We start from the raw sequence: 13357 nt of genomic DNA, 5'->3' as shown, positions 1-13357 counted from the left end.
TTTGGATTTTGCGTTCGCGTAGCGTGTCGGAGACAAAAGTTGTAACGAGGGTTTCCCTCCGTGGCAAACTTTTCAAGACGGATTTTGGATTTAAGGCAGATTGCATTGGTACTTTCGGATTAAGCAAGTGATATATTAACCCTGATAATCTTTGATTGTAGCCAGTTGACCCCAATCTAAAATCTAAAATCTAAAATTGCTACGCTTCATCGTAGGGTTCCAAGTCTAAGAGGTAGATATAGGGTTCAACTAACTCTGGACGCTGAAATGCGATCGCTCGCAATAGATGCCAATCATTTAAACCCTCAAAAGCATTGCTATAATTATCCAGTTCCAGACGTGTCGCTAGTTCTTCTACTTCTGCCGCAGTCATGGCAGCAATTTCTTTTTGGGAAATGCTTAGAGTTGTCATAATGCTTGCCCCTCTCTTATGCAGCAATCGCCTTCAGCATGGGTTAAGTTGCGTTAAACGCACCCACCCAATATATATTACTCATTAGAAGTCATTAATTTTGTGAAAATTGTCAGAATTTGTACCAGAATTTATAAAAAATTCGTAATGCTGACTAACCAATTGTATTTACAACGAAATTCCGTAGTACCTCTAAGGTTTGCGGATGTATTTCATGCCCCATGTCAAATTCGTGGTATTCTACCGCCACTCCTAGAGACTTGAGAGTTTCTCGTGCCTTCCACGCGGCTTTCAGTGGGACAACTTCATCATATCTCCCGTGGGTGATTAAAGTTGGCCCAATCCCGCTTTTAGCTACTGTTATTGCGTCTGGATGTAGATACCCGCTCATCACAACTAAACCTGCTAGGGGCAATTTTGAGCCGACATCTAAAGTCATTGCTCCGCCTTGAGAAAATCCACTTAAAATGGTGCGTGATAAAGGGACGCCAGTGCTACTTTCTAAAGATTCTAAGAAATCTGTTAGTAGTTGCCGACTTTCTGGCAACCCTTCATACATATTCTCCACCCGCAGGTCATACCATGCCCTCCCTACAGGGGAATAGGGATAAGGATAAGGTGCATTGGGTAATACAAACTGGTAATCAGGTAAGTTGAGCAAGGGTAATAAAGATGCGACATCCTCAGCATTAGCACCCCAACCATGCAAAGTGACAATTAAGCCTGCGGGGGGTTGAGAAGTTGCAGGAGGAACGGTGAGAAATTGTAAAGACAGAGGTTTACTCCTAAAATTATACTCTTCTAATAGATCCTATCTCTTCAAGCAGACTTAGTATTTAATGCTTGTTCAAAGAATGCGATCGTTGTTAAGGGAATTTATGGAAGACAGAAATTGGCAGTTTTGAGTTAACAGCGAATCATACTCAAGCTCGTCTAATCACTTCCGATATGTCATTGCACTAAGCGAAGCCTGTCCCGAAGCGCGATCGCTCGCTATAATTACATTGATCAATCGGATGCGAGTTGCTATTTTAGACACCTCGCAATCCGACCATTTCCGATTTTCTCTGCTTAGAGTGATAGAGTGCTAATCACGATTAAACAACCACAAAATTGTTTTTGGTTAGTGACAACCCACTTAAAAGTTGTCCAAATTGTACCTGAGTAAAGGCACTGGCACTGCCATCTTGGTCAAAGAACAATGCACCAGTAACATTGTTGTAAATAAATCGCTGAGTGCTAGTGGTTGCAGATGCTCCGATTCTAAACTGACTTTTCTGAAGTGAACCGATTGATAACCCGCCACCAAAACCAGCAGCCGATACTTGAATTAGTTCATTAGTAGTGTTGAAGTCATAAAGTCTATCAATGCCTTCATTGAAACTATTGAAAGCAAAGGTATCAGTACCATTATTACCATAGAGGGTATCATTCCCCTTGCCACCTGTCAAGATGTCATTGCCAGAAGCACCTTTGAGGATATCATTCCCATTACTCCCCACAATATTGTCATCGTAGGATGTAGCTGTGATATCTAATCCTTCGATATTCTTGTAGCTAATCCGATTCGTGCCATCCGTAATTGCTCCAGTGTTAGTGGAGGAATTGAAAGTCGAAGTGATCTGGCTACTATTGCTGTCATCGACGATCAACAAATCGTCACCTTTGCCCCCATCTATTGTGTCATTGCCACTAATAAAGTCAATGGCATCGTAACTGCCCGGCGGGAAATATGTAATGTTTCCTATTATCGTATCGTTGCCATTGCTCCCCACAATATTGTCATCCGACTCTGTACCTGTGATATTTAATCGTTCGATATTCTTGTAGCTAACCCGATCCCTGCCTGTCGTAATTAAGCCAGTATTAGTGGTAGCATCGAAAGTCGAAGTGATTCCGTCGCCATCGGAGCTATAGGACAATAAATCGTCACCTGCGCCCCCATCTATGGTATCATTGCCACTCCTGCCCGGATCGAGCGTATCATTGCCCTTGCTTCCCACAATATTGTCATCGTAGTCTGTACCTGTGATATTTAATCGTTCGATATTTTTGTAGCTAACTAGTCTCGTGCCCGCCGTAATTGTTCCAGTATTAGTGGTAGCATCGAAAGTTGAAGTGATTCCCGCGCCAGAGGAGTTATAGCTATAGGATAACAAATCGTCACCTGCGCCCCCATCTATGGTATCATTGCCACTCCTGCCCGGATCGAGCGTATCGTTGCCATTGCTACCCACAATATTGTCATCGCCAAATCCAGCTGTGATATCTAATCGTTCGATATTCTTGTAGCTAACCCGCTCCCCGCCCGCCGTAATTGTTCCAGTATTAGTGGTAGTATTGAAAGTTGAAGTGATTCCCGCACCAGTGGAGTTATTGCTATAAGACAATAAATCATCACCTGCGCCCCCATCTATCCTATCATTCCCACTATTGCCCGGATCGAGCGTATCGTTGCCATTGCTACCCACAATATTGTCATCGTAGGATGTACCTATAATATCTAATCGTTCGATATTCTTGTAGCTAACCTGATTCGTGTCTTGGGTAATTGAGCCAAGCTTAGTAGTAGGATTGAAAGTCGAAGTGATTCCCCTGGTCGCGTAACCGGAGTTATAGGACAACAAATCGTCACCTTTACCTCCATCTAGCGTATCATTGCCATTGTTGTACTCGGAGAACGTATCGTTGCCGTCACCACCATTCAGCAAGTTATTGCCTTTTGAAAAGTGAACAATCAAGTAATCGTCACCAGCACCACCGTTGAGGGTGTTATTCCCAGAGGTGTAACGGGTGTCCTCGCGGATGTCGTAGCCTGATGCAGAGAGAGTATCGTTGCCATCGTCACCAGAGAGCAGCTGATCGCCTGCTACTACTAAAGAATCAAAACTCAAAGAACCAACATTCAAGCTATCGTCACCAATACCACCAATAAGGGTGTCATTCTCCGTACCACCAATAAGGGTGTCATTGCCAGCACCACCAATAAGGGTGTCATTGCCCGTACCACCAAGAAGCGAGTCATCGCCGGCATCACCACGTAATAGGTCGTTACCAGTACCACCATTAAGGGAATCATCCCCTTCACCACCATTAAGGGAGTCATCCCCTTCACCACCATTAAGGGAGTCATCCCCTTCACCACCAATGAGAGTATCATTGCCCGTACCACCGCGCAGCAGGTCGTTACCACTCTTGCCATCGATTTTGTCATTACCTCCCTGACCATTCACCACATCATTTGATCTGTCAAAACCTGTAATGTTATTGTCGAGGTCATTGAGGAATGTCACGGTGTTCTTATTGAACAGGTTAGTTTGAGTGGAGTTGGCATTAAACACATCAAAACTGTCGGCGATGCTGGTTTGTCCATCAAACAGGATATTGCCAATAGCTGGTCGTGAAGAAGTTGCTGGCAAATTATCCAGGTTTTCTAATTTGAAGTTTTGAAGGATGACTTTTGTACCAGCTGCACCACCTACCCCTTCAAAGGTGATTTCCAGATTGCTGCCATTCTGAGTGAGCAGCAGATTTTGAGCAGTCAATCCAGCACCTTGGAATTTGATGGTATCCACTTCGGCAATGACTGCTGCTGAGGGAATTACGCCTTTACCTACGCCACCGAAATCAGTGATAGTATCGGTGTTGCTAATCAGGTTGTAATACTGGTCATAGGTGAAGTTGTAGACAAATTTATCCTTGCCACCGCCACCAGTCAGAGTGTCGTTACTAGCTGTGATCGTATCGTTACCTGCTTTACCATTAATCGTATCTGTGCCGTTAGTGCCCAGTAAGGTATCATTACCGTTGGTTCCAATGATATTTGCCATAACTTTTTCCTACCTGAATCAATTTTTTGAGTAAATTAAGTTATCAAGTTGCAATTAGTGCTGTTGAAGCGCACAAAAATTCCCCTAATGTTGAAGTTTGGACATATTCTCATCTCACCCTTGAGCGGTTAAAATGGTGCAAGTAATGACTATAGGGATGCGATCACACATCAGCCAAAGCTCGATAAAGCTTGAATGCTTTGATTTGAGTGACCAATAGTAAATAGTTCCATAAGAAAACACGCGGTTTTAATTATCAATAGCATAGCTTTTGGGATCTTTTCCCATTCAACCACCCCCAAGTATCATCGCCAGAATATTTTCTCTTTCATCGACTGTTATCCTTGCTAGCCCAAACTGTTCAATGTGAAAGGAGTTACGGAGAAGCTGTCTACCTCCTTTTGTTGCCACGCCACTACCGGATCTCAGAATGATTCCTCATGGTCTTGAACTGAACCAAGGCTTATGTAAAACTTGAGATCCTTCGCTTCCAGCTTACTTTTAAGGAATTGATCAATGGCGCGTTTAGCCCTGCTGAGTGTATCTAACAAAACTGGTTTAATTGACCTAGCCCGTAGCTTGGTTGAAGAATTTGACTTTGATTTAATCAGCAGTGGGGGAACAGCCCAAGCCCTCAAGGATGCGGGACTCCCTGTTACCAAAGTTGCAGATTATACAGGTTCACCAGAAATTTTAGGTGGTCGAGTCAAAACGCTGCATCCCCGAATTCACGGCGGAATTTTGGCCCGGCGAGATGTTCCCGAAGATATTACAGATTTAGAAAATAATCAAATTCGCCCAATTGATTTAGTGGTGGTGAATCTATATCCTTTTGAAGAAACGATCGCTAAACCAGGAGTAACATTATCCGAAGCTGTTGAACAAATTGATATCGGTGGTCCTGCTATGCTACGAGCATCATCGAAAAACTTCGCTCATCTGGCTGTATTATGCGATCCAGCGCAGTATGACGAGTATTTGGAGGAATTACGCCAAAATAATGGCGAAGCATCCCTAGAGTTTCGCCAAAAGGCGGCATTAAAAGGATTTTCGCACACTGCTAGTTATGATCAAGCGATAGCATCTTATCTCGCAGAAACAGAAAATTACACCCTTAGCGGCAGGCAATTGCAATCTCTGCGTTACGGCGAGAACCCCCATCAACCCGCCGCTTGGTATCAAACTGGTATTACTCCAACGGGATGGACAGCCGCAACGAAATTACAAGGCAAAGAACTTAGTTACAATAACTTAGTTGATTTAGAAGCCGCACGACGAATTATTGCTGAGTTTACTGATACCCCAGCAGCAACGATTATCAAACATACAAATCCCTGTGGTACGGCACTGGGAAGTACTATTTCCGAAGCGTATCAAAAAGCTTTCAACGCTGATTCTGTTTCGGCTTTTGGTGGGATTGTCGCACTCAACCGCCCCATTGATGCGGCTACAGCTAGTGAGTTAACCAAAACATTTTTAGAATGCGTGTTTGCACCAAGTTGTGATCCCGAAGCTCAAGAAATCCTTGGCAAAAAATCTAATGTGCGAGTTTTGATTTTACCAGATTTGAGCAGTGGTTCCAAGGATACAGTGAAAGCGATCGCAGGTGGTTTCCTTGTCCAAGCTAGTGATGACGTAATTGCTGACGCCAGTCAATGGCAAGTAGTCACCGAACGTCAACCCACACCCGACGAATTAGCAGAATTCCTGTTTGCTTGGAAAGTTTGCAAACACGTTAAATCTAATGCCATTGTTGTGACAAGCGATCGGACTACACTAGGAGTAGGTGCTGGTCAAATGAACCGCGTCGGCTCAGTTAAAATAGCTCTAGAACAAGCTGGAGAAAAAGCCAAAAGCGCAATTCTCGCCAGCGATGGATTTTTCCCCTTCGATGATTCAGTCAGAACAGCCGCAGCAGCAGGAATTACAGCCATCGTCCAACCAGGGGGAAGTTTGCGCGATCAAGATTCAATTAAAGCTGCGAATGAACTGGGTTTGGTGATGGTCTTAACTGGTATACGTCATTTTTTACACTAAAATTCTTTTTTGTAAGGTGTGCAGTTTTGAAAGTGTCACTTAATATACTTGCCCTTTGATAGAAGTAGTGATATGGTTTACTTGTGTGTGAGGAGCAAGTTAAAAATAAAGAGCGCCTGGGGTGGAAACACGGCAACACTCCCAAGCGCTTTTTAATTTGTCAGAATTTGGATTCGTTGTGCAGTTTTGAAAGTATTACTCAATATACTTGCCATTTGATAGAAGTAGTGATAGGGTTTACTTGTGTGTGAGGAGCAAGTTGAGAATAAGAAATGCCTGGGGTGGAAACACGGCAACACTCCCAGGCATTTTTTTAATTTGCATATATAAATGTAAATTGCTGGTGCAGTTCTGAAAGTGTCACTTACTATACTCGCCTTTTGATAGAAGCAGTGATACTATTTATTTGTGTGAGGAGCAAGTTAAAAATAAAAAGCGTTTGGGGTGGAAACACGGCAACACTCCCAGGCGCTTTTTAATTGTGCATAATCAGCAAACTCAGGGCGGAAGTTGGCGCATTCATGGCATTAGGCGCGATCAGGTTATCAAAGGGTAGCACCAGTAGAAACAGGTGCGCCGGAACTCTGGCCTTTTGTTCTACAATTTATTGATGATTGTGTGACAGCAGGGTATCAAAAGAGACTTCTACCCCAATAAAATCCTGGCGGTATCTGAATTACAAATTAAGAATTCCGGGCAGAGGTAGTAGTATGTCAAAATAAAAATACCCGATACCTCAAGGTGAGCGATCGCTCCCAAAGCTAGATTAAAGGATTGACCTGAGCAATGGCAGACCAAACCAATCACAATCAAGCGGGAGAAGTAGCTCCCAGCACTGTTGACAAGCAAGCTCCCAGTGTGGCCGAAGAACACGCTCCTAGTACAGACTCACCCGAACCTACAGACCTTCCTACTGCCAACGCGCCAGATCCGAAAGCCGCAAACCCCGAAGATAACCCCAATGCTGCTAAACCAGCTGCTGCATCACCCAAGCGAGAAAAACCCGCAGCCGCCGCGACAGAAGAAAAACCCGCCGCCGCCGCTAAAGCCGCCAAAAAGGAAAAAGCCCCAGCTGTTGAAGATAAGCCATTTGTAGAGTTTATTGAGCAAGATTACTTACCAGCTTTAGAAAAAGCGATCGCTCAACAAGGCGTGCAAGATTTACAGGTGTCTTTTGCCAAGCAGAAGGTGCCAATCACTGGCTTTGAATCCGCCGAAGAATGCTGGCAAATTATCGGCAGTTGGTCGGAAATAGGTCAACGTCAGTTTAACCTGTATTTTCCCGAAGAAGATATTCAAGGGAAAAAGGGATTTTCTTGTAATGAAGGCAAAAAACCTAGCACTCTTGAGTCATTCTTAATTGATGAGCGCAGAGTTACACTCGATTTGTTGGTATTTGGCTTAGTTCAGCGCTTAGACGGTCAAAAGTGGTTAGGTAGAAATTAGTCATTAGTCATTGGTCATTGGTTTTTAACAAAGGACAAAGGACAAATGACTAATAACAATTAAAGTTCGTGGAAATGGTAGGTAACGGCTCCAGTATTGGGGTCGTTATCAATTTTCACATAACCTGATTTGTACATTTCCTTAAGAGTAGCTTCTACTTCAGCAAAGCTAGCTCCGGTGAACATCACGCCTTGAGTGACAGTTAAAATACCACCCTTGCTTTCTGCCGCTTCGATCAGTTTAATCATGAGTTGGTTCCCAGTTGGACGGTGGACTTGAGAAGCAACCACTGCTTGATTTAACGGCACACCAAAGGGAGATACACCCGCTTTTAATCTCAGCTTATCTTCGTATTCGTCAACCATATTGGGAATGATGAACAAATCCACGAACTGTCCTATACCGAAAACACCACCGGTCAACAGCCACAACAAACCAGTCCCGATTTTGCCATTATACAAACGGTGCAGTCCTCCTAATCCTAAAAAAAGCGCTGCACACAAGATGTAAGATACAAGAAGTCGGTCTTTATGCTGATTGTTTTCAAGATTCATCTTGTTTTCAACCCTTTGGATTTACTTTTGTTGTCTGTCTAAAATTGTTTTTTATACTAAATATGGATAGCTAGACTTACATATTGAACCAGTTGTTTCCTGGCAATTTTTGTAGTTAAACCACGTCTATCTTGAAATCTGTAGTTATTCTGTGATCAAAAGGATTTGCCCTCATCCCCCAACCCCTTCTCCCAAATCTGGGAGAAGGGGAGTCAGAATTTCAAAGTCCGTCTCCCAGATATGGGAGAGGGATTTAGGGTGAGGGCGAAAACTACGGTTCTCAACTTAGATGAGGTTTATATACTGCTGTTAGCTCCAACTCTGATTTGATGCTGTGAGCAGTATCCAACCTATAGTTATTGATAAAAGTGTAACATATCACTAGAATTGTGAAAAATTCTCAGTAATTATGCTAATCAGGGATTGTTAATTATTCAGATAATCAACCAATCTGCGATTTTAGATTCCGCAAACATTCAATCATTGTTGCAACTCTTAATGTTTTGCTTACTAATTTGTAACCCACACCTTGGTAGACTAAACTTTATACAAATGGATATTCTGGGCTGTTGCGCCTTGCCAAAGCATTAGCCTTGGCTTTTTGGTGAGGCAGTCGCTCAGAGAGGGTTTCCCCCATGAGGATCTGCCGTTAGCGTAGCGGTAGCGACTGTGCGTAGCGTCACCCAAAGGGTGTACATCAAGAAAATAAAGACGAAAGAGCAATCAAGACATGGTAGATTCCCTCAAAAAACCAGGCTTTGAAGAAATCCGGCCAGGAATTAAAGTCCCGGCAAAAGAAACCCTGTTAACACCTCGGTTTTATACTACCGATTTTGATGAAATGGCGCGGATGGATATCTCCGTCAACGAAGACGAGTTAAGAGCCATTCTCGAAGAGTTCCGCACTGACTACAACCGCCATCACTTTGTTCGGGATGCCGAGTTTGAACAATCCTGGGATCATATTGATGGGGAAACTCGCCGATTATTCGTTGAGTTTCTAGAACGTTCCTGTACGGCAGAGTTTTCCGGCTTTTTGCTGTATAAAGAACTTGGTCGTCGCTTGAAAGGCAAAAGCCCCGTCTTAGCAGAGTGTTTTAACCTGATGTCACGCGATGAAGCGCGTCACGCTGGGTTTTTGAACAAAGCTATGTCGGACTTTAATCTGTCCCTAGATTTAGGGTTTTTGACTAAGAGCCGCAATTATACCTTCTTTAAGCCAAAATTCATCTTTTACGCCACTTATCTTTCTGAGAAAATTGGTTATTGGCGTTATATCACTATTTATCGACATTTAGAAGCACATCCCGAAGATCGGATTTATCCAATCTTCCGGTTCTTTGAAAACTGGTGTCAAGATGAAAACCGTCACGGCGATTTCTTTGATGCGATCATGAAATCTCAGCCGCAAATATTGAATGATTGGAAGGCACGGCTGTGGAGTCGGTTCTTCCTGTTATCTGTATTTGCGACAATGTATCTTAATGACATCCAACGGAAAGACTTTTATGCCACCCTTGGACTAGATGCGCGAGAATATGACATCCATGTTATTCAGAAGACTAATGAAAACGCCGGTAGGGTATTCCCTCTGATGTTGGATGTTGAGAATCCAGAGTTTTATCAGCGCTTGGATACTTGTATAAGCAATAATGGGAAACTGAGTGCGATCGCTAACTCCAACACTCCCAAATTCCTGCAATTCTTTCAGAAACTGCCGCTTTACATCTCCAATGGCTGGCAGTTATTGCGGCTGTACCTGATCAAACCGATTGATACTGTTTCTACTCAAGGGGCTGCTCGTTAAGTTATAACAGGTTTGCGAAAGCTTGAGTGGTTCTGCTGATTGCAGAGCCACTTTTTTTGTCAAAGTTGGGTAGGCGTAGTTTTGCAGTACATACCTTGAGTTAAGCTGATTTTTCCATTCTGATTACATCTGGTATGAATACTTGGTGCTTGGCTGCTTCTGCTTCGTAACATTTAAGAATCAGTAATGTCAGCTTATCGAAGTCACTGACAGAAGAAATAATTACTTTTGATGCGGTATCCCCCAGAGAAGCTGTTATTTCCTGCACTTCAAAATTTAAAGCTAAAGACTTTACTTCATCTACATTTAGCCGAGTAATAAAACTTTTTTTCTGCGAAGATAGATACAGCCGCAGAAACCACCAAGTACTTTTACCAAGATTGATACCAAAGTATGAAGCAGTATCCTTATATTGGAGTTCAAAATTGTAACTTATTGAAGTTTGGGTAATTGCTTTAATTTTTTCAAAAGCTTCGATTTCTTCAGCAGTTGTTACTACTTTTGATTCTTGAGATTCTTGTTGTTTTTCCTCTTCTTCAATCTCTTGTTCTACTTCCAGTTCAATAGGCTGAGTTATTTCTTGGCTAAGTGAGCGAGTCATTAACTCTACTAAACTTCCCTGAATCGACTTTTTAACAATTGGTTTAAATTTATCAATAATTTTACCAGTAATTCGACCTTTAATTTCATAACTAGGGGCAACTGTACCGAGTTCAGCCACTAAGAAGCGAACAAATTCTTCAGAAGGAGAACGTAAAAGATTTCCTAGAAGCTGAGTCATGCCTTTTACATAAACCATTTCCTCCGCATGGTTGGTAATAGCTGTAACCTCAAAATTATCACGGTGAAAAAATTTGAGGTTATCAATATCTTTAGTATCATATTCCAGGATATTAAAAGTAAAAAATGGCTCCTTGTCCATGACATTTTTATCACGCAAGTCTGTAAAGAAACGGTACTCAACCCCATTAGTGACGATAGCTACTTTTGTTGTCAAAAGTCCATTAAAATAGCGGCTCAGCTGCCCATCATGTGCTTCAGCTTTTTGACCACGGGCTTTTGCCTCTACGAGCATAACTTTAGTACCGTTAATAGCTAAAGCGTAATCTACCTTTTCAAACTGCCCTGCTCTTCTAGTCGCAAAATCTGCCACGTATTCTGGCATTACTTCACTAGGATCATAGACATCGTAGCCAAGAGCGCTTAAAAAAGGAACAATCAGTGCCATCTTAGTAGCTTCTTCGCCTACAACTTGGTCAAATCGCTTACGTACTTGTTCAGACAGCTTGATAATATCTTCAGTAAATCCCATCTTGCTTACTCCTGGTAAATTAGTGATTTGTGATACATATTTTTTGTAAAATAGGAGTGATTGTAAGGTGATATACTAGATTGAATTTGAAGGTGTTAGCGCGATCGCCTTCCTAATCGGGAGCATCTCAATGAGTGTAAAAAGCCTTATAAAACCTCACCCCAACCCTCTCCTTGGTAAGGAGAGGGAGCAAGAATCTTGTTTCTCTACCTGGTATATTTGCTTTCACTGAGATGCTCCCTTCCTGATCACTCTTATAAAAGTATTCCCAAATAAGTATCAGCCTGTAACACTCATGACCGATTAATATTTTTACTTTAAAAAACTTCCCTATTCATCAGCTTGAAAGAATTCTGGCAATTCTCCAATTGTTTTTGTTACATAGCTAGGACTTATGCAAAACTACACGCTGTAGGGGCAATTCATGAATTGCCCCTACCTGAAAATTACTCTTTTCCCCCAACCCTAGTAGGGAAAGGGGTTAGGGAGTTAGGTTTTTCGTGGCTTTTCCACATAACCTGAAAAGTCAGAAATATGATTTAGCGTATCTTCATACAGAATTGGTATAACATAGTTATAAACATTCCCACTTACCTACTTACTCTTAAATTTAGAATTGCTGACTGGGAACGAGGAACTGCAAAATTATCTCAGGTTATGATTGCAGACGCACAGATATACTACCTGCATGGGCAGGTAAACCTTCTGCTTCTGCTAACGTTACGGCGGCTTTGCCTATTGTCTCTAATGCTTGTTGATTGCATTCCAAATAAGTAATCCGCTTGAGAAAGTCGTAGACACTCAAGCCAGAGGCAAATCGGGCAGAACGGGCAGTAGGGAGTACATGGTTGGGGCCTCCTACGTAATCGCCAACTGCTTCTGGGGTATAACGTCCCAGAAACACGCTACCAGCACACTTAATTTGATTGGCAAATAATTGTGGGTTGTCTACGCACAATTCCACATGTTCTGGAGCTAGTTGATTTAGCAGTGGTATACTTTCTGTCAAGTCGCTGACAATAATCACGGCGGCATAATTTTGCCAACTGGCATTGGCGACTTTTTTAGTGGGCAGGTTAGCGAGAATTTGCTCAACCGCCGTTATCACTTGATGAGCAAAAATTTCCGAATCAGTAATCAAAATTGACTGGGCGCTAGGATCGTGTTCTGCTTGCGATAGCAAATCCCAGGCAATCCAGTCTGGGTTATTTTGGCTATCGGCTACCACCAGAATTTCTGAAGGCCCGGCGATGCTGTCAATGCCAACAGTGCCAAATACTTGACGTTTAGCTTCAGCAACATAAGCATTACCAGGACCGACAATTTTATCTACGGGGGCAATGCTTTCTGTACCATAAGCTAATGCTGCGATCGCTTGCGCCCCACCAATGCCGTAAATTTCCGTGACACCAGCAATTTGGGCAGCTGCGAATACGGCGGAATTAATCTCACCGCCAGGCATCGGTACTGTCATAACGATTCGTTCCACGCCGACAATTTTGGCAGGTAGGGCGTTCATCAGTAAAGAACTAGGATAGCTGGCACGTCCTCCAGGTACATAAATTCCCACTTGAGACAGCGATATCCAATTTAATCCCAGTTTTACCCCGGCTGCATCCGTGTAGCCAATATCTTGCGGTAATTGTTTTTCATGGAAAGCCATAATCCTCTGGGCAGCAAGTTCCAGCGCCGCCTTGACATTAGCTGGACATTGTGCAGCGTGTTCGGCAATAAAGGTTTCGCTCAGATGCAAAGACTGCGGATTGTGGCGATCAAAGCGGCTAGTATAGTCCTTGACTGCTGCATCACCACGCACTTTGACATCAGCTAGAATCTCGCGTACTATCTCACTAACATCAACTGTAACTTCCCGGCGATCGCTGACAAGGGTTTTGAATCTACTAGAAAAATCTTTGTCGGTAGTTTGAAGCAGCTGCATAAACAGTATCTTGCAAGCAG

General features: G+C 42.9%; 8 protein-coding genes and 1 pseudogene. 3 read left to right on the top strand and 6 right to left on the bottom strand.

What is annotated here, in order from left to right; genetic code table 11:
• Nucleotides 1-199: 199 nt before the first annotated feature.
• The 3 genes and pseudogenes from isiD to ACYTXL_RS22000 form a co-directional block, all read right to left on the bottom strand.
• Entirely contained in the window at nt 200-412 is a 213-nt protein-coding gene (gene isiD / locus ACYTXL_RS22010; RefSeq protein ID WP_292761436.1) for a protein IsiD, read from the bottom strand.
• A 154-nt stretch (nt 413-566) separates the two neighbouring features.
• Nucleotides 567-1187 carry an alpha/beta hydrolase gene (locus tag ACYTXL_RS22005; protein ID WP_461926628.1) on the bottom strand — a complete coding sequence of 207 codons (621 nt, stop codon included), beginning with the start codon at nt 1185-1187 and terminating at the stop codon, nt 567-569.
• A gap of 322 nt (nt 1188-1509) precedes the next feature.
• A pseudogene (locus ACYTXL_RS22000) lies at nt 1510-4242 on the bottom strand (beta strand repeat-containing protein); the annotation flags it as partial.
• A 516-nt stretch (nt 4243-4758) separates the two neighbouring features.
• On the opposite strand from ACYTXL_RS22000, the gene purH reads away from it, so the two are divergent.
• Nucleotides 4759-6279 (top strand): bifunctional phosphoribosylaminoimidazolecarboxamide formyltransferase/IMP cyclohydrolase, encoded by a 1521-nt coding sequence (gene purH, locus ACYTXL_RS21995; protein ID WP_461926583.1) that lies wholly within the window; start codon nt 4759-4761, stop codon nt 6277-6279.
• 786 nt (nt 6280-7065) lie between these two features.
• On the top strand, nt 7066-7725 hold the full coding sequence (locus ACYTXL_RS21990; protein WP_461926582.1) for a DUF2996 domain-containing protein: 660 nt from the start codon (nt 7066-7068) through the stop codon (nt 7723-7725).
• A 59-nt stretch (nt 7726-7784) separates the two neighbouring features.
• Here ACYTXL_RS21990 and ACYTXL_RS21985 read toward each other — a convergent pair whose 3' ends face one another.
• Nucleotides 7785-8279, bottom strand: a complete 495-nt coding sequence (locus ACYTXL_RS21985) for a TM2 domain-containing protein (protein ID WP_461926581.1) — start codon at nt 8277-8279, stop codon at nt 7785-7787.
• A 730-nt stretch (nt 8280-9009) separates the two neighbouring features.
• Between ACYTXL_RS21985 and acsF the strand changes: the two genes are divergently transcribed.
• The gene (acsF, locus tag ACYTXL_RS21980; RefSeq protein ID WP_461926580.1) at nt 9010-10086 is read left to right on the top strand and encodes a magnesium-protoporphyrin IX monomethyl ester (oxidative) cyclase; all 1077 of its coding nucleotides are present in this window, start codon (nt 9010-9012) and stop codon (nt 10084-10086) included.
• Nucleotides 10087-10186: 100 nt separating this feature from the next.
• On the opposite strand, the gene ACYTXL_RS21975 is transcribed toward acsF, so the two are convergent.
• On the bottom strand, nt 10187-11398 hold the full coding sequence (locus tag ACYTXL_RS21975; RefSeq protein ID WP_461926579.1) for a type I restriction endonuclease: 1212 nt from the start codon (nt 11396-11398) through the stop codon (nt 10187-10189).
• A gap of 655 nt (nt 11399-12053) precedes the next feature.
• Nucleotides 12054-13337, bottom strand: coding sequence for a histidinol dehydrogenase (gene hisD / locus ACYTXL_RS21970; RefSeq protein ID WP_461926578.1), 1284 nt, complete (start codon nt 13335-13337; stop codon nt 12054-12056).
• Between the last annotated feature and the right edge of the window lie 20 nt (nt 13338-13357).

The organism is Nostoc sp., assembly GCF_054880495.1.
Note: the sequence above shows the minus strand (reverse complement) of the source record. Positions and strands in the feature narration are given on the sequence as shown.

What these genes read in the sequence shown, in the direction of transcription:
- isiD (WP_292761436.1), bottom strand. Translation starts at nt 412, where the DNA reads ATGACAACTCTAAGCATTTCCCAAAAAGAAATTGCTGCCATGACTGCG.
- purH (WP_461926583.1), top strand. Translation starts at nt 4,759, where the DNA reads ATGGCGCGTTTAGCCCTGCTGAGTGTATCTAACAAAACTGGTTTAATT.
- ACYTXL_RS21990 (WP_461926582.1), top strand. Translation starts at nt 7,066, where the DNA reads ATGGCAGACCAAACCAATCACAATCAAGCGGGAGAAGTAGCTCCCAGC.
- ACYTXL_RS21985 (WP_461926581.1), bottom strand. Translation starts at nt 8,279, where the DNA reads ATGAATCTTGAAAACAATCAGCATAAAGACCGACTTCTTGTATCTTAC.
- acsF (WP_461926580.1), top strand. Translation starts at nt 9,010, where the DNA reads ATGGTAGATTCCCTCAAAAAACCAGGCTTTGAAGAAATCCGGCCAGGA.
- ACYTXL_RS21975 (WP_461926579.1), bottom strand. Translation starts at nt 11,398, where the DNA reads ATGGGATTTACTGAAGATATTATCAAGCTGTCTGAACAAGTACGTAAG.
- hisD (WP_461926578.1), bottom strand. Translation starts at nt 13,337, where the DNA reads ATGCAGCTGCTTCAAACTACCGACAAAGATTTTTCTAGTAGATTCAAA.